Origin of the sequence: Pengzhenrongella sicca (assembly GCF_017569225.1) — a bacterium.
Classification (GTDB): domain Bacteria; phylum Actinomycetota; class Actinomycetes; order Actinomycetales; family Cellulomonadaceae; genus Pengzhenrongella; species Pengzhenrongella sicca.
The window spans coordinates 507,157-528,086 of record NZ_CP071868.1 but is presented as its reverse complement, the minus strand read 5'-3'; the positions used below and the strand labels follow the sequence as shown (position 1 = coordinate 528,086).

Here is a 20,930-nt window from a genome sequence, read left to right as displayed (position 1 = left end):
CGGAGCTAATCCCGCTCGGCGATCACGACCGCCGACGCGATCCCGGCGTCGTGCGAGATCGACAGGTGGAAGCGCGCGACGCCGCGCTCGGCCGCCTTCGCCGCGACCGTGCCGATCACCTCGACCTCGGGTTGCTCGCCGGGAACCCGGCGGATGGTCGCGTCCTGCCAGCTCATCCCGGCGGGCGCGCCGAGCGACTTGGCGATCGCCTCCTTGGCGGCGAACCGAGCGGCAAGCGAGGCGGGCGGCAGGCGCCGCTCCGCGGGCGTGAACAGTCGCTCGCGCAGCGCCGGGACCCGCTCGATCGTGGCGATGAACCGCGCGACGTCGACGACGTCGATCCCGACCCCGACGATCACTCGACCGTGACCGACTTGGCCAGGTTGCGCGGCTGGTCGACGTCGAGGCCGCGCACCGTGGCGAGCTCGCACGCGAAGATCTGCAGCGGGACGACGGTCAGCAGCGGCGCGAGGAGCGTCGGGCAGCGGGGCACCGAGAACACGACGTCGGCGAACGGCGCCACGGCGTCGTCGCCGTCCTCGGCGATCACCAACGTGCGAGCGCCCCGGGCCCGGATCTCCTGGATGTTCGAGATGACCTTCGAGTGCAGCGAGTGCCGCCCGCGTGGGGACGGGACGATGACGAACGCCGCCTGCCCCTCCTCGATGAGCGCGATCGGGCCGTGCTTGAGCTCGCCCGCCGCGAAGCCCTCCGCGTGGATGTACGCCAGCTCCTTGAGCTTGAGCGCGCCCTCGAGGGCGACGGGGAAGCCGACGTGCCGCCCGAGGAACAGCACCGACGTCGTGTCGACCATGTCCTGGGCCGTCTTGCGCACCTCGTCGCTGCGGTCCAGCACGATCTGGATCTTGTCGGGCATGGCTCGCAGCTGGTCGAAGATCTCGGTGATCTCGTCCGGGAACAGGTTGCCGCGCAGCTGCGCGAGGTACAGGCCGAGCACGTAGGTCGCGGTGATCTGCGCGAGGAACGCCTTGGTCGAGGCGACGGCGATCTCCGGGCCGGCGTGCGTGTAGAGCACGGCGTCGGACTCGCGCGGGATCGTCGACCCGTGCGTGTTGCAGATCGCGAGGACCTTGGCGCCCTGCTCGCGCGCGTGCCGCACGGCCATGAGGGTGTCCATCGTCTCGCCGGACTGCGAGATCGCGACGACGAGCGTGCGCTCGTTGACGACGGGGTCGCGGTACCGGAACTCGTGGGCGAGCTCGACCTCGACCGGGATGCGGCACCAGTGCTCGATCGCGTACTTCGCCACGTGGCCCGCGTAGGCGGCCGTGCCGCACGCGATGACCACGATCTTGTCGACCGACCGCAGCACCGACTCGTCGATGCGCAGGTCGTCAAGGACGAGGTGACCCGCGATGTCGGTGCGCCCGAGGAGCGTGTCCGTCACCGCCTGCGGCTGGTCGTGGATCTCCTTGTCCATGAACGACGCGAAGCCGCCCTTCTCCGCCGCCGCCGCGTCCCAGTCGACGGTGAACCGGCGGGCCGCCGCGGGCTCGCCGTCGAAGTCGGTGACGGTCGCGCCGTCGGGGGTGATCGTGACGACCTGGTCCTGGCCGAGCTCGAGCGCCTCGCGCGTGTGCGCGATGAAGGCCGCGACGTCGCTGCCGAGGAAGGTCTCGCCCACGCCGATGCCCACCACGAGCGGGGAGTCGTGCCGGGCACCGACGACGACGTCGGGCACGTCCGCGTGCACGGCCAGGAGCGTGAAGGTTCCGCGCAGCCGCCGCGCGACCGCGCACATCGCCGTGGACAGGTCGTGGCAGTCCGCGTACTCGCGGGCCAGCAGGTGCGCCGCGACCTCGGTGTCGGTCTCGGACAGGAACGTCGCGCCCGCGGCCGTCAGCTCGGCCTTGAGCACCGCGAAGTTCTCGACGATGCCGTTGTGGATCACGGCGATGGGGCCGGCGACGTGCGGGTGCGCGTTGACGTCGTTCGGTGCGCCGTGGGTCGCCCACCGGGTGTGCCCGATGGCGGCGGTCGCGGCGGGCAGGGGGTGCGCGGCGAGCTCGTCCACGAGGTTGACGAGCTTGCCCGCCTTCTTCGCGGTCGCCAGCTCGCCTCCCGGGCCCGTGACGACGGCGACGCCGGCGGAGTCGTACCCGCGGTACTCGAGCCGCCGCAGTCCCTCCATCACGACGTCGAGCGGTCGAGAACTGGGCTGCTGGGCTCCGACGTACCCCACGATTCCACACATGCGGCGGAGTCTATCGACCCCCGCTACCGGCCCCGTGTCGGCACGCGCCCCCGAATCGGGCACAATCCTCGGGTGGCACCGACGACTGGGCTCATCCCCTCCACTCCGTACGTCGAGCTGGACAGGCAGGCGTGGACCCGATTGTCGGGCTCCACTCCCTTGCCGCTGACGGACGCCGATGTCCAACGCCTGCGCGGCCTGGGCGACCCGATCGACCTCGCGGAGGTCGACGCGGTCTACCGGCCGATGTCTCGCCTGCTCAACCTGTACGTCGAGGCGACCACGAACCTGCACGAGGCCTCGTCGACCTTCCTGCGGGAGGACTCGGGCGGCACGCCGTACGTCATCGGCGTCGCCGGCTCAGTCGCCGTCGGCAAGTCCACCACCGCGCGCCTGCTGCGCGAGCTGATGGCGCGCTGGCCGCAGACGCCGCACGTCGAGCTGGTGACGACCGACGGCTTCCTGTTCTCGAACGCCGAGCTCGCCCGCCGCGGCCTGATGGACCGCAAGGGCTTCCCCGAGTCGTACGACCGGCGCGCGCTCGTCGCGTTCCTGTCCAAGGTGAAGGCCGGGCACGCCGAGGTTCGCGCGCCCGTCTACGACCACGTCACCTACGACATCGTCCCGAATGAGCGCGTCGTCGTGCGCCGCCCGGACGTGCTCATCGTCGAGGGCCTGAACGTGCTCCAGCCGGCGCGCCCGACGCCGGTCGGCTCGTCGGAGTTCGCGGTGAGCGACTTCTTCGACTTCTCGATCTACGTCGACGCCCGCGCGTCCGTCGTGCGGCAGTGGTACATCGACCGGTTCCTGTCCCTGCGCTCGACGGCGTTCACCCGCCCCGAGTCGTACTTCCACAAGTACGCGGGCCTGACCGACGACGAGGCGGTCGAGCGCGCCGGCCGGATCTGGGACGCGATCAACGCGCCGAACCTCGTGCAGAACATTCTGCCGACGCGCAGCCGCGCGACGCTCGTCCTCACCAAGGGTGCCAACCACGCCGTCGAGCGGATGCGGCTGCGCCGGCTGTAGCTCGGCCGAACGACAGCCCAGCCCGGCGGACGACTCAGCGCCGACGCCTCAGCGGCCGACGACGAGCGGGGTCCCGCCCGTGATGCGCAGCAGCTCGGCGTAGCTGGTCGGGAACACCGCGTGCGGGGTTCCCGCCGCCGCCCAGACGGTCTCGAACTCACCGAGCGCGACGTCGACGACGGTGCGCAGCGCCTTCGGGTGCCCGACGGGGCCGACGCCGCCGATCGGCTGGCCCGTCGCGGCGCGGACGGCGTCGGCGTCGGCGCGCACGAGGCGCGCACCGGGCGCGTCGGGCACGAGGTTCGCGCCCTCGACGAGCGCCGGGTCGACGCGGTGCGCGCCGGAGGTCAGGACGAGCAGCGGCGCGTCGCCGAGCCGGAACACGAGCGAGCTCGCGATCGCGCCGACCGGCACGCCGAGCGCCGCCGCCGCCTCGACTGCGGTCCGGGCCGAGTCGGCGAGCTCGCGGATCTCGCCACCGACGCCGAGCCCGCGCAGCACGCGCCGCATGTGCACCGCGTTGCGGTGCAGCGCGGGGTCCTCCACCGGGTCGAGGCCTGCCACCGCCAGCTCCTAGGCGACCGGACGGCGGGCCAGCCGGGCCGCCGTCGTCGGTACGTCGCCCGCGGGCCGGCGTGGTTCGAACTCGGCGAGCCCGGGCCGCGGCTCGGGATCGGTGCGGCCGCCCGGCCGCGGCGTGGCCGCCCGGCCGGCGCTGCGCTCCTTGCGGCGCTGGCGGGACGCGAGCGCCCAGTCGACCACCAGCCCGATGACGACGCCGCCCGCGACGCCGACGCAGATCGCGATGAGGGGGTGATCGGCGAACCAGACGCCGGCCCCGAGGCCGATCGCGACTGAGTACACCGACCAGGTGCAGGCCGCGAGGGCGGTGAGGGGGACGAAGCGTCGGCGCGGGTACGCGAGGGCACCCGCGGTCATGTTCACCGCGACGCGCCCGATCGGCACGTAGCGCGCCGCGAGGATGAACGACGGGCCGCGGTGCGTCAGGGCCCGCTCGGCCCAGTCGAGCGTGCGCTGCCCGCGCGGGCCGCGCAGGAAGCGGATGCGCCGCACATCGATGCGCTGGCCGATGGCGTACGCGATCTGGTCCCCGGTGAACGCGCCCGCCGCGGCGACGACGGCGATCAGCGCGATGTTCGGGTGCCCGCTCGTGACCGAGAGGGCGGCCAGCGCGATGATGACCGACTCGCTCGGGATGGGCGGGAAGAACCCGTCGATCGTGGCGAACAGGTAGAGGACGACGTAGACGAGGGGCGAGGCCGCAAGCGCAAGAATCCACTCGAGCACGGTCACCAGCTCCGGTTCATTGTTGGCTAGCGGTGTCGATCTGAGCCCGGATGGGCCGACGGGGTGCCCCGACGGTTCCAACTCTACGAAAAGGGTCCCACAGCGGACATCAGGGACACCCCTGGCTGCCACCCTGGCTACGACCCCGGCGAGGACCCAGGCGACGACCCCTGGCGACGACCCCCGGCGGCGGCGCTCAGAGGACGAGCAACGAGAGCTTTCCCGTGCCGTACCCCTTGATCGCGACGCCGAGATCGATCCGGCGCACGTACGCCAGGACCCACTTCGCGACGTCGGACGGCAGCGGGTCCCCCGGCGCGTAGCAGCGGTCGAGCTTGAGGTGCGGGGCGCCCTCGGCGTTGAACAGCGACGCGGACACGTTGAGGATCTCGGCGCAGTTGTCGAACAACGCCTGCGTCAACGCGCCCTCCTCGATCGCGAACTCCGCCCCGCCGACCGGCACGAGCGCGATCGAGGCGCCGATGTACGCGGCGAGCGGCAGGTCGAGCACCACCATCGCGGCGAGCTTGAGCCGCTTGTCGACGAAGATCCCGACCATCGCGCCGTCGTCGGCGGCGGGATTGACCATCGCGCCACCCGTCTCGATGTCGACGTCGCGGCCGAGCATCCCCTCGAGCAGGTCGCGCACGTCCATCGCGTGCGGCAGCGGCGTCTCGATCTCGCCGGGGCCGAGGCTCACGCGAGCACCGGCTCGATGACGGCGCGGAACGACTCCGCGGTGAACGGCTTCGCGATGAGGAACAGCGCGCCGGCCTCGGCGGCCTGCTCCCGCATCTCGGGCGAGCCCTCGGAGGTGACGAACCCGAACGGCACGTCGTCGCCCCCGGCGCGCAGCGCGCGCAGGAGGTCGATGCCCGTCATGTTCGGCATGTTCCAGTCCGAGAGCACGAGGTCCGGCTGCTCGTCGGTGACGACCTCGAGCGCGATGGCGCCGTCGGCGGCCTCCGTGATCTCCCAGTCGTAGCCGGCCTGACGCAGGGTGCGAATGACGATCTGCCGCATCACGCGGCTGTCGTCAGCGATCACGACGCGCAGCATCAGATGCTCCAGACGGAGATCTCGAGCGGAAGCCCACGCCAGGACAGCACGGCTCCGTCGAAGCGAACAGAACCAACCGTGGCGGGCGCAGTCCGGTCGACCTGCGGCAGCGTGAGCCGACCCTGGGTCGGCAGCAGCGCCTTGAGGTTCCCACCGACGACGTTGGCGACCTCACCGAAGGCGTCCACGAGGTCGTCCTCCGAGACGGCTTCGTCCGGACCCATGCCGAGCAGCCCGCGGACCAGCTCGTGCGCGGTCGACGTCTCCGTGGACAGCACGACCCGGCCGGAGAACACGTCGTGCATCTCCACCCAGGCGTGCAGCGGGTCGACGAGGGTGATCGGGCCGTCGAGCCACGGGCCGAGGAGGCCGGGCTCGCCGTCGATCATCGCGGCGAAGATCTCCTCAGCGATCTCGGTGATCTGGACGGTGTCGAACGGGGCAAGGGCGTTCATACGGACTCCTCGATAGGGAGCAGGCCGAGAAGGTCGAGCTTGTCCCGGATCGCGTCAGGTGTGAAGGGCTTGATGAGGTACTCGTGCGCGCCGGCGGCGAGCGCGCGCACGATCTGGCCGTGCTCGCTCTCGGTCGTCACCATCATGAGGGTGAGGCCGCGCCACTCCTTCTTCTCCCGCACGGCGAGCACGAACTCGAGCCCGTCCATGACGGGCATGTTCCAGTCGATGCACGCGAGGTCGAAGGTCTCGCCCGACTCGAGGATGTCTAGGGCCTCGCGGCCGTCGCCGGCCTCCGAGGTCGTGTAGCCGATGGTGCGGAGCGTCCCGGCGATGATCCGCCGCATGACTCGGGAGTCATCGATCACGAGCGCCTTCATGCTGCCCTCCGTTCGCTTCGTCGGTAGATGGAGCTGCGGCCCACTGCCACGCGCTCCCAGGAGTCATCGATGCCGATGGTGGTCTCCGCGCCGCCGAGCAGCAGGTAGCCGCCCGGCTTGAGCACGGACTGCGCCTTGCGGAGCACCTCGCGCTTGGTCGCGAGGTCGAAGTAGATGAGCACGTTGCGCAGGAACACCACGTCGAACGGGCCGCCGGCGGGAGGGGTGTGCAGCAGGTTGTGCTTGGAGAACGTGACCATCGCGCGCAGCCGCTGGCTCACCTCCCACTCCGTGCCCACGCGGGTGAAGTGCTGGACGAGGTGCTTGGCGGGCAGCCCGCGGTTGACCTCGAGCTGGCTGTACCGGCCGGCCCGGCCGCGGGTCAGCACCTCCTCCGAGAGGTCCGTCGCGGTGATCTGCAGCCGGACCGTCGGCGCGCTCTCGAGCACGGCCATCAGGATGCTGTAGGCCTCCTGCCCGGTCGAGCACGCAGCCGACCAGACCCGGAGCGTCGGGGCGACCCGGCTCGCGAGCAGCTCGGGGACGATGTGCCCGGTGAGCGACTGGAACGGGGCGACGTCGCGGAACCACGAGGTCTCGTTCGTGGTCAGGGCCTCGACGACCCGCTCGTGCTCGGCCGGGCGAGGGACCCTGCGCAGCCCCCGGACGTACTCGTCGACGGACGTGAGTCCCGCCTGGCGGGCTATCGGCAGCAGCCGGCTCTCCACCAGGTACTCCTTGCCGGGGGCGAGCTGGATCGCGCTGCGTTGACGCACGAGGTCGGCGACGTAGGTGAACGTTTCTGCGGCGAGAGTCACCGGGCTCCTCCTAGGGTGGCGAGGGTGGCGGGTTGGACGGCGCCCACGATGGTTGCGCCGATCTGATCGAGCGGGAGGACGCGGTGGGCGAAGCCGGCCATCGCGACGGCCCCGGGCATGCCCCACACGACGCTCGAGGCCTCGTCCTGGACCATCACGGTGCCCCCGGCGCCGACGACGGCCTCGGCCCCGGTGCGGCCGTCGGCGCCCATGCCGGTCAGCACGACCGCGAGGATCCCGCCGCCATAGACGCTGACCGCGGATCTGAACAGGACGTCGACGGCCGGGCGGCAGAAGTTGACCGCCGGCCCGTTGGACAGGAGCGTGCGCGCACCGCGAGCCGAGGCCCGCAGCTCGAGGTGGGCGTCGCCGGGCGCGATGTAGACGTGCCCGGGGAGCAGCTCCTCGTCGCCGGCCGACTCGATGACGGTGCTCGCGCCGAGCCGGTCCAGCCGGTTCGCGAGCTGCTTGGTGAACAGCGGCGGCATGTGCTGCACGAGCACGAGCGGCACCGGCAGCGGGGTCGTGATCGCGCTGAAAACCCGCGACAGCGCCTCCGGTCCGCCGGTCGACGAGCCGAGGATCACGACGCGCACCGGGCGGGCCGGCCCGTCCGGTCGCGTTGCGAGGCGGACCGTGGCCGACGACGTCGCGGCGGCGGCCCCGCGCGGCGCGGCCTGCCGGTCGGCGGTGAAGGCCGTGGCGCGGTCGGTGGCGGTCGCCTGCGCGCCGAGCCGGGCCGCGCCGAAGGGCCGCGTCGTCGGCGTCGGCCCCAGGCCGGGGTGCGGGACGAGCGCCTTGATCCGGGGGATGAGCTGGTCGGCGACGTTCTTCAGCGCCTCGGTGACGCTGCCCACGTTCGCCGGCTTCGTCACGTAGTCCGTCGCGCCCGCGGCGAGCGCGTCGAAGGTCGCCGAGGCGCCGCGCTCCGTCAACGTCGAGAACATGATGATCGGAAGCCTGTCGCCCCGCTTGCGCAGCGCGCGGACCGCCTCGATGCCGTTCATGACGGGCATCTCGATGTCCATCGTCACAAGGTCGGGCTGGAGCTGCTCGACCTTCGAGAGGCCGATCTGACCGTTCGCGGCCGTCGCGACGACGTCGATCTGCGGGTCGCCCGCAAGTGCGTCAGCGACGAGGCGACGAACGACGACGGAGTCGTCGACGACGAGCACCCGGATTCGGGACACGTGACCTCCATTTCGTGGCGCCAGGTGGTCTCCCGGATCCAGGTTCCTCATCGGCCGGACGGCCCTTAATCTGAGCGTCGCCACCCCACGAGTCCACCCGCCCTCAGCGCCGCGCGACGACTCGCCGAGGCGCTGCGGGCGGTGGTCGGGGTGGGGCGTCAGTAGGTGAAGGCGGCGACGCGTTCGCGCAGGTCGGCGGACATCCGGGCGAGCTCGTCGACCGAGGACCCCATCTGCACCAGCACCTGGCTCGAGGACGCCGCACCCGTGGCCACCCCGGTGATGTTCGCCGCGATCTCCCCCGACCCCGTCGCCGCCTCCGTCACCGACCGCGACATCTCGTTCGTCGTCGCCGTCTGCTCCTCCACCGCCGACGCGATCGTCAGCTGGTAGTCGTTGATCGACGCGATGATCGCCGAGATCTCCCCGATCGAGACGACGGCACCGTGGGTGTCGACCTGGATCGCGTCCACCCGCCGGGTGATCTCTTCCGTGGCCCGCGCGGTCTCCTGCGCCAGGTCCTTGACCTCGCTCGCCACCACCGCGAACCCCTTGCCCGCCTCGCCCGCACGCGCCGCCTCGATCGTCGCGTTCAGCGCCAGCAGGTTCGTCTGCGCCGCGATCTGCGTGATCACCTTCACCACGTTCCCGATCTCCACGGTCGACACACCGAGCCGGGTCACCGTCTCGTTCGTCGTCAGCGCGACCCCCGTCGCCTGCGCCGCGACCTTCGCGGCCTCGTTCGCGTTCTGCGCGATCTCCCGGATCGACGCGCCCATCTGCTCCGCACCCGCCGCAACCGTCTGCACGTTGCGCGAGACCTGCTCCGCCGCCGCCGCCACCACACCGGCCTGCACGCTCGTCTCCTCTGAACCCGCAGCCACCTGCGTGTTCGCCGCCGACAGCTCCTCCGCAGCCGCCGCCACCGTCTGCGCGGTCTCCACCACACCCGAGATCACCGCGCGCAACGAGTCCTGCGCCACGACCAACGCCGCCGCCATCTGCCCGATCTCATCCCCCGACCGCACATCCGGCCGCACCGTCAGATCACCCGTCGCCATCGCGTCCACACTCCGCTTCACCGCCAGCACCGACCGCAGCATGCCGTTCGCGATCACTGCGCCCACGGCAATTCCGACGGCGACGACGACGGCGAGGATGCCGACAGTCGCGATGATCGCCATCCGTGCGTCCGCCGCCGCGGAATCGGCGAGATCGACCATCTCGGCGGCGATCTCCTGCTCGATGTCGGCGATGTCCCCGAGCATCCCGGTGACGATCGCGGTCGCGTCGCCAAGGACCGCCGCGAAGGTCTCGTGGTCGTTGACCATCGCCGCGGGGACCAGCTCCTCGTCGACGATCGTCCGGTACTCGCCGAGTGAGGTCGTGAACTTCTCGAGATTCGCCGGGAGCTCGCCGTTGGCCGCCTCGTACGTGTCGGCGTACGACGCCTTGACGGTGTCCATCGTCGCGTAGGCGGCCTGCAGGTTCTCGAACGCGGCCTGCTTGTCAGCGGGCTCGGCCGTGTTGATCAGCAACATTCCGATGCGGATGTCCACCACTGCGGACTTGAGCTCCGCGAGCCCGGTGCCGACCAGCGCCTGCGCCTGAGCCGCCTCTGTCCCCGCCGCGATCGCACTCATCTTGATCGCCGCGAACCCGCCCAGCCCCGAGGCGAGCACCGCGAAGACTGCGACGAGCGCGAAGATCTTCACGCGCACGGACATCCGGGCGGAACCGTTGGCGCGAGGCGCCACTTCCTGCGGCGATCCGGTGCGGCTCACGGTGCCATCTCCTCAATATCAGGTCAGCGCTTCTTGCCTCCCCTATCGGCCGACGACGCGGAAAGATGACCGACCTAGCACCCCAGCCTGGCAATCTGCTGTGTTTCACCTTTGAATATGCTGACAAGTCAGGCCGGGGTACCTGCGGGGAAGTCGACCGGAGCTCGTCAGTAGGTGAAGGCGGCGACGCGTTCGCGCAGGTCGGCGGACATCCGGGCGAGCTCGTCGACCGAGGACCCCATCTGCACCAGCACCTGGCTCGAGGACGCCGCACCCGTGGCCACCCCGGTGATGTTCGCCGCGATCTCCCCCGACCCCGTCGCCGCCTCCGTCACCGACCGCGACATCTCGTTCGTCGTCGCCGTCTGCTCCTCCACCGCCGACGCGATCGTCAGCTGGTAGTCGTTGATCGACGCGATGATCGCCGAGATCTCCCCGATCGAGACGACGGCACCGTGGGTGTCGACCTGGATCGCGTCCACCCGCCGGGTGATCTCCTCCGTGGCCCGCGCGGTCTCCTGCGCCAGGTCCTTGACCTCGCTCGCCACCACCGCGAACCCCTTGCCCGCCTCGCCCGCACGCGCCGCCTCGATCGTCGCGTTCAGCGCCAGCAGGTTCGTCTGCGCCGCGATCTGCGTGATCACCTTCACCACGTTCCCGATCTCCACGGTCGACACACCGAGCCGGGTCACCGTCTCGTTCGTCGTCAGCGCGACCCCCGTCGCCTGCGCCGCGACCTTCGCGGCCTCGTTCGCGTTCTGCGCGATCTCCCGGATCGACGCGCCCATCTGCTCCGCACCCGCCGCCACCGTCTGCACGTTGCGCGAGACCTGCTCCGCCGCCGCCGCCACCACACCGGCCTGCACGCTCGTCTCCTCTGAACCCGCAGCCACCTGCGTGTTCGCCGCCGACAGCTCCTCCGCAGCCGCCGCCACCGTCTGCGCGGTCTCCACCACACCCGAGATCACCGCGCGCAACGAGTCCTGCGCCACGACCAACGCCGCCGCCATCTGCCCGATCTCATCCCCCGACCGCACATCCGGCCGCACCGTCAGATCACCCCTCGCCATCGCATCCACACTCCGCTTCACCGCCAGCACCGACCGCCGGATCGCGTTCGCCAGGAGGACCCCGACGACGGCTGTGATGAGCAGGGCGACGGCGAGCAGCGCGATGGTCGTGCTGATCGCGGTCGTCGCGTCCCGCTCGACGCGGTCCGCGATCTCGGCCATCGACGCGGAGACCTGGGCGTCGACCTCGGTGAGGTCGCCGATCATCGTGGCGCCGAGGTCCGCGGCGCCGCCGGCGCGCACCTGCGCGAAGGTCTCGCGGTCGTCCGCCATCGCGGCGTCCATGAGGTCGCCGTCGACGACGTCGCGGTAGTTGGCCCACGAGGTGGTGAAGTCGTCCCAGTTCGCCGGGACGGCGCCGTTCGCCTCCTCGAACGTCGCGGCAAAGCCCGCCGAGGCCTCCTCCATCGCGGCGTAGGCGGCCTGGAGCTTGTCGAACTGCTCCTGCTTGCCCTCGCCCTCGTACGCGGCGACGAGCGGGATGTACATGCGGACCGTCCAGAGCGCGTCCTTGAGCGTCGTCAGCGACGTCCCCACAGTGGCCTGCGTGTCAGCCAGCTCGGCCGCGTCCGTCTTGATCGTGGAGATCTGGACCGCCGCGAACGCGCCGACGGCCGTCGCGAACACCGCGAAGATCGCTACCAGCCCGAGAATCTTGCCGCGGACAGAGGCGCGGGAGCCGCGGGTCGTTCGATCGGGCCGTGCCGGGGTCTGCTGGCTCATGGCGATCTTTCTCGTCGAGTGGTCGGACATCACCCCTATCGGCCGGTCGCCGGGTCGTGTGACGGGTACCACAACGCCGGAGACGGACTGTGATCGTGCTCACAGACCGTCTCCGAGACGACTCGACCTGGAGGTCAGTAGGTGAAGGCGGCGACGCGTTCGCGCAGGTCGGCGGACATCCGGGCGAGCTCGTCGACCGAGGACCCCATCTGCACCAGCACCTGGCTCGACGACGCCGCACCCGTGGCCACCCCGGTGATGTTCACCGCGATCTCCCCCGACCCCGTCGCGGCCTCCGTCACCGACCGCGACATCTCGTTCGTCGTCGCCGTCTGCTCCTCGACCGCCGACGCGATCGTCAGCTGGTAGTCGTTGATCGACGCGATGATCGCCGAGATCTCCCCGATCGAGACGACCGCACCCGAGGTGTCCACCTGGATCGCGTCGACCCGCCGGGTGATCTCCTCCGTGGCCCGCGCGGTCTCCTGCGCCAGGTCCTTGACCTCGCTCGCGACCACCGCGAAGCCCTTGCCCGCCTCGCCCGCACGCGCCGCCTCGATCGTCGCGTTCAGCGCCAGCAGGTTCGTCTGCGCCGCGATCTGCGTGATCACCTTCACCACGTTCCCGATCTCCACGGTCGACACGCCGAGCCGGGTGACCGTCTCGTTCGTCGTCAGGGCGACCCCCGTCGCCTGGGCTGCGACCTTCGCGGCCTCGTTCGCGTTCTGCGCGATCTCCCGGATCGACGCGCCCATCTGCTCCGCACCCGCCGCCACGGTCTGCACGTTGCGCGAGACCTGCTCCGCCGCCGCCGCGACGACCCCGGCCTGCACGCTCGTCTCCTCCGAGCCCGCCGCCACCTGCGTGTTCGCCGCCGACAGCTCCTCCGCTGCCGCCGCCACCGTCTGCGCCGTCTCAACCACGCCGGCAATCACCGAACGAAGAGAGTCCTGCGCCACGACCAACGCCGCCGCCATCTGCCCGATCTCATCCCCCGACCGCACATCCGGCCGCACCGTCAGATCACCCGTCGCCATCGCATCCACACTCCGCTTCACCGCCAGCACCGACCGCAGCATGCCGTTCGCGATCAGCGTCCCGAGCACGATCCCCGCGAGGATGACGCCGACCAGGATGACCACGGTCGCGATGATCGCACTGCGGGCCTCGCTCGCGGCGAACCCAGCGATCGTCTCGATCTCGGTGGCGATCTCGTCCTCGATCTCCGTGACGTTGGCGAGCATCTCGGTGATGATCCCGCTCGCGTCGCCCGTGAGGATCGTGGCGAACTCCTCGCGCTCGTTGGCCATCGCGGCCGGCATGAGCTCACCGTCCAGGATCGCCCGGTAGCTGACCCAGGAGGCGGAGAACACCTCGAGGTTCGCGGGCAGGGCGCCGTTGGCGGCCTCGTACGTGTCGGCGTAGCTCGCCATTGCCGTCTCCATCGCGGCGAGCGCCACCTGGAGCTTGTCGAACCGCACCTGCTTGTCCGCGGGTTGCACCGCGGCGACCTGCATGCCGAGCATGCGCACGTCGCCGAGGGCGGACTTCATCGCGGCGAGAGAGATGCCGACGCCTTCCTGGGTCTGGCCGTCCTTCGCGGCATCGGCGATCGAGGTCATCTTGACGGCTGCGAAGATCCCGAGCCCGCTCGACATCACGGCGAAGATCCCGACGAGCGCGAGGATCTTGACCCGTACCGAACCGCGCGAGGACCGCGCGAGCGACGGAGATGAAGGGGGCGCTGTGGGCTGGCTCACGGGAGGCTCCTAGGGCAGTGGCGACGCTAACGAGTCCCTGATCGTCCACACCCGACCGAGTTCCATGGGTCCGGATAGGTGATACCTAAGTTCACCCGTTCGGCCCTGGTACGCCCGGAGCGCTAGGTATTCGAAACCGCGACATAGGCCCGGCGCGCGGCGCGGCCTCTCGCGCCGTCAGTAGGTGAAGATCGCGACCCGTTCGCGCAGGTCGCCGGACATCTGCGTCACCTCGTCGACCGCCGCCCCCATCCGCACCAGCAGCGTGCTCGCGTCGGCCGCCGTGCGCGCCACGCCCGAGATGTGCGCCGCGATGTCCCCGGACCCGGTGGCGGCGTCCGCGACCGATCGGGACATCTCGTTCGTGGTCGCCGTCTGCTCCTCGACCGCACTCGCGATCGTGAGCTGGTAGTCGTTGATCTCCGCGATGACGGCGGCGATCTCCCCGATCGCCGCGACGGCCGACGCCGTCTGCGCCTGGTTGGCCGCGATCCGCCGGGCGATGTCCTGGGCCGCCTCCGCGGACTCCCGTGCGAGCTGCTTGACCTCGCTGGCGACGACCGCGAACCCCTTGCCCGCCTCCCCCGCGCGCGCGGCCTCGATCGTCGCGTTGAGCGCGAGCATGTTGGTCTGCTGCGCGATCGAGGTGATGACCGTCACAACCTTGCCGATCTCGGCCGCGCTGGCGCCGAGCTCACTGACCGACGCCGCGGTCTCGGTGGAGACCGTCACCGCACGGCCCGCCACGCGGGCCGCCTCGTTCGCGTTGTGGGCGATCTCGCGGATCGAGGCGCCCATCTGCTCGGCGGCGGCGGCCACGGTCTGCACGTTGCGGGAGACCTCCTGCGCCGCGGCGGCCACGACGCGCGCCTGCGAGCTCGACTCGTCGGAGCCCACGGCGACCTGGGTGTTCGACGCCGACAGCTCTTCGGCCGCGGCCGCCACGGTCTGGGCCGTGTGGGCGACGCCCGTCAAGGTGGCGCGAAGCGACGCCTGCGCCGTCGCGAGGGCGCGGGCCATCGCTCCGATCTCGTCGCGCGTGCGCACCTGGGCACCGACCGTCAGGTCGCCCGCGGCAAGAGCCTCGAGCGAGACCTGCACGCTGGCCACCGCGCGAGTCGTCTGCCGGATCACGGCGTACGCCAGCAGACCCGCCAGGACCACGCTCGCGGAGAAGAAGACCACCAGCAGGGTCACGGTCCGGCGGGACTCGGTGGCGGCCGCCAGGGCGCCCGCGTCGATCTGCTCTCCGACGGCGGTCGATGCGAGCGTGATCGAGCGGCCGAGAGCGTCGGCGTCGGCGAATGGCGACGCTGCGATCGCCTTCTCGAGCGCCGCGGGTCCGTCGCCCCGGGCGATCGGGACGAGATCGGCGTCGCGGACGCTGAGCCACTGGTCCCAGCCGGCTCGGAACTTCGTCCACGCCGCGCTCGGGTCATCCTGGTAGGCGTCGACCCGCGAGATCGCCGAGGCGACGACTCGGTCGTTCCCGGCGATCGCCTGCACGAGGCGGTCCCGGCCGTGCTCGTCGGTCGCCATCGCGAGCTGGCGCAGCAGCAGCTCGCTGCGCAGCTGGCCCGAGCGGGCGGTCTGCATCGGGACAAGCACCTCGCTCGAGAGCTCGGTGAGGTCCTGCGTCTGCGCGCTCGCGCGCAGCAGGATCAGGCCGCCGTAGCCGCCGACGGCACCGAAGGAGGCCGTCAGGACGAGCACGACGGTGAAGAGCTTGACGCTCAGCTTGCGGTTGAGGAACCACCCCCAGCCCGGGACCGTCCGCCCGCCGCCAGCGCCGCTTCCCTCGACACCCAGCGCCGGGGCCCCCGCACCGCCAGCCTCGCCGGCCGCCCCGCCACCAGCCCGGCCACGGCGAAGGCGAAGGTCCGCGAAGCGACGACCCACCGCCCGGGCGGCGCGCCCAGGCGCCCGGAGCGCGCGCTCGGGCCGGGTGGGCGTGCGCGTCGTCGTCGCTTCGCTGTGCTGCACGTCAAACTCCGTCGTCGTCGTGGTGAACAGCTCTGTTCAGTACCCCGCGGTAGCCGGCGCCCGCCGGCGACCGCGGGTTCGTGCGGTTCCGCGCTCAGTAGGTGAAGGCCCCGACCCGTTCGTGCAGCTCGGCAGACAACCGGGCGAGCTCGCCGACGGCGGCCGTCGTCTCGCCGAGCACCTGGCTCGAGGACGCCGCGGCCGTCGCGATCCCGGTGATGTTCGCCGCGATCTCCCCCGACCCCGTCGCCGCCTCCGTCACCGACCGCGACATCTCGTTCGTCGTCGCCGTCTGCTCCTCGACCGCCGACGCGATCGTCAGCTGGTAGTCGTTGATCGACGCGATGATCGCCGAGATCTCCCCGATCGACACCACCGCACCCGAGGTGTCCACCTGGATCGCCTCGACCCTGCGGGTGATCTCCTCCGTCGCGCGGGCTGTCTCCTGCGCGAGCTCCTTGACCTCGCTCGCCACGACGGCGAAGCCCTTGCCCGCCTCGCCCGCGCGCGCGGCCTCGATCGTCGCGTTCAACGCCAGCAGGTTCGTCTGCGCCGCGATCTGCGTGATCACCTTGACCACGTTCCCGATCTCCTGGCTGCTGATCCCGAGCTTGGAGACGGTGTCGTTCGTCGCGTTCGCGACCCCGGTCGCCTGCGACGCGACCTTCGCGGCCTCGTTGGCGTTCTGCGCGATCTCCCGGATCGACGCCCCCATCTGCTCCGCACCCGCAGCCACCGTCTGCACGTTGCGCGAGACCTGCTCCGCCGCCGCAGCCACCACACCGGCCTGCACGCTCGTCTCGTCTGCGCCGGCCGCGACCTGCGTGTTTGACGCCTGCAGCTCCTCCGCCGCCGCTGCCACGGTCTGCGCGATCTCCGCGACGCCCGAGAGCGTCGACCGCAAGGCGTCCTGCGCGACCGACAGCTCCCGCGCCATCTGCCCGATCTCGTCCCGGCTCGAGACGTCGGCGCGCACCGTCAGGTCTCCGCGCGCCATCGCCATCAGGGCGACCCGCACGCCTTGGACGCGGCGCTGCATCGCGCCGGCGACCCAGACGCCACTCGCGGCCGAGAGCACCAGTGCGATGCCGAGCGCGATGACGAGGATGCGCATCGCGCTCCCGGCCTCGGCACCAGATTCGACCGCGATCGCGTTCTCGTACTCCGTCATCGCCACCGCTGTCGCGTCGAGGCTGTCGACGTAGTCCCCCTTGAGCGGTTCGGTGACGTCGTTGAGCACCCGCGTGTACTCGACCAGGTCACCGGACAGTGCCGCGGGCACCAGCTCGGCGTCCCGGGCCGCGCGCCACGCGTCGAAGCCGTCGAGGAACGCGTCCCAGGTGGGCACGGGGTTCGCGCCGATGGCCGCGGTGAACGCGGCGATGTCGGCGTCGATCTCCTCGTCGTTCGCGCCGAGGTCGGCCAGCCACGCCTGCTTCGCCTCGTCGTCGGCCGCCGCCGCGATCTGCGCGACGATCATGCGCGACTTGAGCTGGTTCTGGTGCACGTGCCCGAGCGGGACGCCGATGTTCTCCTGGATGCTCGCGAGCGTGCTCGTGTCGGCGGAGATCTCCCGCATCGACACCACGGCGAGCACGCCGGTCCCGCTCGCCACGACGGCGAGCAGGGCCACCACAGACAGGATCTTGGCGCGGATCGATCGGTCGGAGATCCAGGAGCCGAGACCTCGCCCGCCGGGGCGGGCTGAGGTGGCGTCCTGGGTGGGCGTCGTCGCAGTCATGGTGTCTCCAGTAGCTCGTCGGTGCTCGGCAAAGGCTGGTCCCGCGAGCGCGGACCAGGTGATGCAGCGCAGTTGGTGCAGCTCGGGTAGTAGACGCGCCAGCTCAGGCGGCGGTGGCCTTGTCGACGTCGAGGGCTAGGAGCAGGCCCTTGTCGAGCTTGTAGGCGCCGAGGATGACATCGCGCAGGGACGCAGGGAGCGTGTCCGGAGGTGTCTCGAACTGGCTCTCCTCGACGTCGATCACGTCGCCGATCTCGTCGACGAGCAGGCTGATCGGTTCGCCATCGACCTGAACGACGAACATCATCGGCTCGGAGTCGGCCGCGAGCGGCGCGAGGCCCAGGCGTGGGCGCAGGTCCACGGTCATCACGACCTGGCCGCGCAGGTTGACGAGTCCGGCGATGCCGGCCGGGGCGAGCGGGACGGGAGTGCGCGCCTGAAAACGCAGCGCCTCCTGGACCCGGAGCACGTCGACGCCGTACCGCGCGCCGGCCAGGGTGAAGGTCGCGAACTGCCTGCTCATCTGTCAAACCCCCACGAGAGTGTCAAGCTCGGAGCGGACCGGCTCCGCGGAATCGGCCCCGGCGTCGGTGAAGAACGTCGGGTCGGCGGCCAGGACGGCCTGGGTGACGTCGAGCAGCTCGGTGACCCGATCCTGGAGCACGGTCGAGCCGACCAGGCCGAGGTCGTCGATCTGCGAGTGCCGCGCGGCGTCGTCGTCGACGATGTCGACGATCTCCTCGACCACGATCGCGACGCTGCGGGTGCCGCGCGTGTAGACGACGACGAGCAGGTCGTCCCCGGCCAGGTCGCTCATGCCGCCTAGCAGGCGATCCAGGCGAACGAGCGGGACGATCGCACCGCGGTACTGGACGACCTCGCGGCCTCCGACGTGCTCGACCAGGTCGCGCCGCAGGCGTTCGAGGCGCGTGACCGCGGCCAACGGGATGGCAACGCGTCGGCCGCCTCCGATGCCGGCGACGAGCACCTGCTCGACGGGTCGTGCCGACGCCGTCGACGCGGCCTTGGCGGCGCGGTCCGCGTCGGGGGCCTCGGCAGCCAGGCAGCGCCGGGCGATGGCCTGCACGTCGAGGATGAGCGACACCCGGCCGTCCCCGAGAAGGGTCGCGCCGGTGTAGGCGCCGATGGACTTGAGCCGGGCCGACAGCGGCTTGACGACGATCTCCTCGGTGTTCAGCACGCGGTCGACGATCAGTCCGAACCGCTGGGTGTCGGACTGCAGCACGGCGATGACGGCGGTCGCGGCGGCCTCGGTGTCCTGGCCGAACTCGAGCACGTCGCGCAGGCCGACGAGCGGGAGCAGGGCCCCGCGTAGGCGGTAGACCGGCGCCGAGTTCACGTACTCAATCGCAGTACCGGCCTTCTGCCCGTCGAGCGCGACGAGCTCCAGGAGGCTGACCTGCGGGATTGCGTAGAGCTGGCCAGCGGACTCGACCGTCAGCGCGGGCATGATCGCAAGCGTCAGCGGGATGCGCAGGCGCCAGACGGTGCCGCGACCGATCGTGGACTCGACCTCGACCGTGCCGCCGATCGCCTCGATCTTGGTGCGGACGACGTCCATGCCGACGCCCCGCCCGGAGACGTTGGTGACGACCTCCGCCGTCGAGAAGCCCGGGAGGAACAGCAACTGCAGCAGGTCGGCCGCCGTCATCGCGGCGATCTGTGCCTCGGTGCGCAGCCCGCGCTCGACGGCCTTCGCGGCGACGCGGTCGGCGTCGACCCCCGCGCCGTCGTCGGCGACCTCGACGAAGACCTGACCGCCCGCGTGGTAGGCGCGGAGCGTGAGCACGCCAAGGGCGGGCTTGCCGGCCGCGACGCGGTCCTGGGGCGACTCGATGCCGTGATCGATCGCGTTGCGCACCAAGTGCGTGAGCGGGTCCTTGACGGCCTCGAGCAAGGTCCGGTCGAGCTCGGTGTCGCCGCCGACCATGTCGAGCCGCACCTGGCGACCGCACGTCGCCGCGAGGTCGCGCACGATGCGGGGCATCTTGGCCCACACGTGGTCGATGGGCTGCATGCGCGTCTTCATGACGCCCTCCTGCAGCTCGGACGCGATCAGGCTCAGGCGCTGGGAGGCGCGCAGCAGCTCGCCGTCCACGGCACCGTCGGCGAGCCGGGAGATCTGGTTGCGCGAGAGCACGAGCTCGCCGACCTGACGCATCAGCGCGTCCAGCAGGTCGACATCAACCCGGATGGAGGCGTCAGACGCGGTGCGGGGTCCGGGGGCGTCCGAAGCGGGCTCCTCGGCGCCGGCAGCGGCGATCCTCGCGCCCGCACGCGGCGACGGCACGAACGCGGCGTTCGCTCGGACCACGGGCGCGCTCGGGGCCGGGGCCGGGGCCGCAGCCGCGACGTACGCCGCGGCGACCGGCGCGACGGGGGCGTGCTCGGCGTCGGGCCTGCCGTCGAATCGGGCGTCAATGTCGTTGAGGACGTCGATCGCGTCGATCACATCGATCGCGTCGATCACGCTGATCGCCTCAAGCACGTCGAGAACCTCAAGCGCCTCGATGTCGTCGAGCTCGCCGGTCGTGGCCGCCTCGACCGGCGTGCCGCGGCTCTCGAGGACCTCGCGGATCTCCTCGATCACGCCGTCGACGGCGACGTCGCCCTCGACGCGCAGGGTCTCGATGGAGGCGAGGATCTCGCGGACCGTGTCGACCATCCGCAGCAGCACGTCTGTCGTCGGCAGATCCATCAGCCGGCGGCCCTCGCGCAGCTCGACGAGCAGGTTCTCGCCCGCGTGGGCGACCCGCTCGAGGCGACCGAAGGCGAGGAACCCGCTCGTGCCCTTGATCGTGTGGATCGTGCGGAAGATGCTGCCCAACAGCTCGCGAGAGCCGGGCGTCACCTCCAGCGCCACCAGGTCCTGATCGAGCTGGTCGAGGTTCTCGTAGCTCTCGACCAAGAACTCACTGACGATGTCGTCCATGTCATCCATGACTGCCTCCTGCGTGCGTCGATCCTTGACTGCACGTCTGATCGGCAGCGGGGAGACATGGATGAGAGAACGCGCACGCCGTTCTGCGCACGTTCAACCATCGAGCGCAGCGCGCTGGGCGGCGGAACGGACGAAGGTACGCAGAACGCAGAGCGGAAGGGGCGAGCGGGGGCTACGGGGTGCGGGGCGGGGGGAGCAGGCGACGGAGGGCGTCGACGGCCGCGTCAGTCGCGGCGGTCGCGGCGACGTTCGCCTCCGTGACGGCCTCGAGCACCTCGGCGCGGTTCACCGCGATCGACCGCGGGGCATCGATGCCCAGCCGGACCCCGTCGCTGCGCACCTCAAGGATGGTGACGACGATGTCGTCACCGATCATCAGTCGCTCGCCCACGCGACGGCTCAGCACCAGCATGGGGGCGAGCGTATCCGGTCGCGAGCGGTGACCCCTAGCGC

At 71.2% G+C, this 20,930-nt stretch carries 19 protein-coding genes; 1 reads left to right on the top strand and 18 read right to left on the bottom strand.

Going from position 1 to position 20,930, the window contains the following annotated elements; translation table 11 throughout:
• Positions 1 to 5 precede the first annotated feature (5 nt).
• Positions 6 to 359: a holo-ACP synthase gene (locus J4E96_RS02430; RefSeq protein WP_227424215.1), complete on the bottom strand. Its 354-nt coding sequence runs from the start codon at positions 357 to 359 to the stop codon at positions 6 to 8.
• Complete coding sequence (glmS, locus tag J4E96_RS02425) at positions 356 to 2,215, bottom strand: glutamine--fructose-6-phosphate transaminase (isomerizing) (RefSeq protein WP_227424214.1); 1,860 nt, start codon at positions 2,213 to 2,215, stop codon at positions 356 to 358. Before glmS ends, J4E96_RS02430 begins: the two co-directional genes overlap by 4 nt.
• Before the next feature lie 72 nt (positions 2,216 to 2,287).
• Here glmS and coaA point away from each other — a divergent pair, with 72 nt between their 5' ends.
• Entirely contained in the window at positions 2,288 to 3,244 is a 957-nt protein-coding gene (coaA, locus tag J4E96_RS02420) for a type I pantothenate kinase (RefSeq protein WP_227424213.1), read from the top strand.
• A gap of 48 nt (positions 3,245 to 3,292) precedes the next feature.
• Here coaA and J4E96_RS02415 read toward each other — a convergent pair whose 3' ends face one another.
• From J4E96_RS02415 to csrA, 16 genes are all read right to left on the bottom strand, one after another.
• Complete coding sequence (locus J4E96_RS02415; protein ID WP_227425636.1) at positions 3,293 to 3,754, bottom strand: YbaK/EbsC family protein; 462 nt, start codon at positions 3,752 to 3,754, stop codon at positions 3,293 to 3,295.
• A 63-nt stretch (positions 3,755 to 3,817) separates the two neighbouring features.
• Complete coding sequence (locus J4E96_RS02410; RefSeq protein WP_227424212.1) at positions 3,818 to 4,558, bottom strand: DedA family protein; 741 nt, start codon at positions 4,556 to 4,558, stop codon at positions 3,818 to 3,820.
• A 190-nt stretch (positions 4,559 to 4,748) separates the two neighbouring features.
• Complete coding sequence (locus tag J4E96_RS02405; RefSeq protein WP_227424211.1) at positions 4,749 to 5,252, bottom strand: hypothetical protein; 504 nt, start codon at positions 5,250 to 5,252, stop codon at positions 4,749 to 4,751.
• Positions 5,249 to 5,608, bottom strand: a complete 360-nt coding sequence (locus tag J4E96_RS02400) for a response regulator (RefSeq protein WP_264466197.1) — start codon at positions 5,606 to 5,608, stop codon at positions 5,249 to 5,251. The genes J4E96_RS02405 and J4E96_RS02400 overlap by 4 nt, the downstream gene beginning before the upstream one ends.
• 2 nt (positions 5,609 to 5,610) lie before the next feature.
• Entirely contained in the window at positions 5,611 to 6,066 is a 456-nt protein-coding gene (locus tag J4E96_RS02395) for a chemotaxis protein CheX (protein ID WP_227424209.1), read from the bottom strand.
• Positions 6,063 to 6,446, bottom strand: a complete 384-nt coding sequence (locus tag J4E96_RS02390; protein WP_227424208.1) for a response regulator — start codon at positions 6,444 to 6,446, stop codon at positions 6,063 to 6,065. Before J4E96_RS02390 ends, J4E96_RS02395 begins: the two co-directional genes overlap by 4 nt.
• The gene (locus tag J4E96_RS02385) at positions 6,443 to 7,264 is read right to left on the bottom strand and encodes a CheR family methyltransferase (protein WP_227424207.1); all 822 of its coding nucleotides are present in this window, start codon (positions 7,262 to 7,264) and stop codon (positions 6,443 to 6,445) included. Before J4E96_RS02385 ends, J4E96_RS02390 begins: the two co-directional genes overlap by 4 nt.
• Positions 7,261 to 8,454: a protein-glutamate methylesterase/protein-glutamine glutaminase gene (locus J4E96_RS02380; protein WP_227424206.1), complete on the bottom strand. Its 1,194-nt coding sequence runs from the start codon at positions 8,452 to 8,454 to the stop codon at positions 7,261 to 7,263. Before J4E96_RS02380 ends, J4E96_RS02385 begins: the two co-directional genes overlap by 4 nt.
• Before the next feature lie 158 nt (positions 8,455 to 8,612).
• Complete coding sequence (locus J4E96_RS02375) at positions 8,613 to 10,181, bottom strand: methyl-accepting chemotaxis protein (protein ID WP_227425635.1); 1,569 nt, start codon at positions 10,179 to 10,181, stop codon at positions 8,613 to 8,615.
• A 224-nt stretch (positions 10,182 to 10,405) separates the two neighbouring features.
• A complete protein-coding gene (locus J4E96_RS02370) occupies positions 10,406 to 12,031 on the bottom strand; it encodes a methyl-accepting chemotaxis protein (RefSeq protein WP_227424205.1) in 1,626 nt (541 codons plus the stop codon).
• Between the two features lie 134 nt (positions 12,032 to 12,165).
• A complete protein-coding gene (locus J4E96_RS02365; protein ID WP_406620446.1) occupies positions 12,166 to 13,689 on the bottom strand; it encodes a methyl-accepting chemotaxis protein in 1,524 nt (507 codons plus the stop codon).
• Between the two features lie 279 nt (positions 13,690 to 13,968).
• On the bottom strand, positions 13,969 to 15,774 hold the full coding sequence (locus J4E96_RS02360; protein WP_227424203.1) for a methyl-accepting chemotaxis protein: 1,806 nt from the start codon (positions 15,772 to 15,774) through the stop codon (positions 13,969 to 13,971).
• Positions 15,775 to 15,868: 94 nt separating this feature from the next.
• Positions 15,869 to 17,515, bottom strand: coding sequence for a methyl-accepting chemotaxis protein (locus tag J4E96_RS02355; protein ID WP_227424202.1), 1,647 nt, complete (start codon positions 17,513 to 17,515; stop codon positions 15,869 to 15,871).
• 103 nt (positions 17,516 to 17,618) lie between these two features.
• Positions 17,619 to 18,038, bottom strand: a complete 420-nt coding sequence (locus tag J4E96_RS02350) for a chemotaxis protein CheW (RefSeq protein WP_227424201.1) — start codon at positions 18,036 to 18,038, stop codon at positions 17,619 to 17,621.
• Positions 18,039 to 18,041: 3 nt separating this feature from the next.
• On the bottom strand, positions 18,042 to 20,477 hold the full coding sequence (locus tag J4E96_RS02345) for a chemotaxis protein CheA (RefSeq protein WP_227424200.1): 2,436 nt from the start codon (positions 20,475 to 20,477) through the stop codon (positions 18,042 to 18,044).
• 172 nt (positions 20,478 to 20,649) lie between these two features.
• Positions 20,650 to 20,889 (bottom strand): carbon storage regulator CsrA, encoded by a 240-nt coding sequence (gene csrA, locus J4E96_RS02340; RefSeq protein WP_227424199.1) that lies wholly within the window; start codon positions 20,887 to 20,889, stop codon positions 20,650 to 20,652.
• Positions 20,890 to 20,930: the final 41 nt, after the last annotated feature.

What these genes read in the sequence shown, in the direction of transcription:
- J4E96_RS02355 (WP_227424202.1), bottom strand. Translation starts at nt 17,515, where the DNA reads ATGACTGCGACGACGCCCACCCAGGACGCCACCTCAGCCCGCCCCGGC.
- J4E96_RS02415 (WP_227425636.1), bottom strand. Translation starts at nt 3,754, where the DNA reads ATGCGGCGCGTGCTGCGCGGGCTCGGCGTCGGTGGCGAGATCCGCGAG.
- J4E96_RS02350 (WP_227424201.1), bottom strand. Translation starts at nt 18,038, where the DNA reads ATGAGCAGGCAGTTCGCGACCTTCACCCTGGCCGGCGCGCGGTACGGC.
- J4E96_RS02365 (WP_406620446.1), bottom strand. Translation starts at nt 13,689, where the DNA reads ATGTCGAGCGGGCTCGGGATCTTCGCAGCCGTCAAGATGACCTCGATC.
- csrA (WP_227424199.1), bottom strand. Translation starts at nt 20,889, where the DNA reads ATGCTGGTGCTGAGCCGTCGCGTGGGCGAGCGACTGATGATCGGTGAC.
- glmS (WP_227424214.1), bottom strand. Translation starts at nt 2,215, where the DNA reads ATGTGTGGAATCGTGGGGTACGTCGGAGCCCAGCAGCCCAGTTCTCGA.
- J4E96_RS02395 (WP_227424209.1), bottom strand. Translation starts at nt 6,066, where the DNA reads ATGAACGCCCTTGCCCCGTTCGACACCGTCCAGATCACCGAGATCGCT.
- J4E96_RS02375 (WP_227425635.1), bottom strand. Translation starts at nt 10,181, where the DNA reads ATGTCCGTGCGCGTGAAGATCTTCGCGCTCGTCGCAGTCTTCGCGGTG.
- J4E96_RS02370 (WP_227424205.1), bottom strand. Translation starts at nt 12,031, where the DNA reads ATGAGCCAGCAGACCCCGGCACGGCCCGATCGAACGACCCGCGGCTCC.
- J4E96_RS02345 (WP_227424200.1), bottom strand. Translation starts at nt 20,477, where the DNA reads ATGGATGACATGGACGACATCGTCAGTGAGTTCTTGGTCGAGAGCTAC.
- J4E96_RS02390 (WP_227424208.1), bottom strand. Translation starts at nt 6,446, where the DNA reads ATGAAGGCGCTCGTGATCGATGACTCCCGAGTCATGCGGCGGATCATC.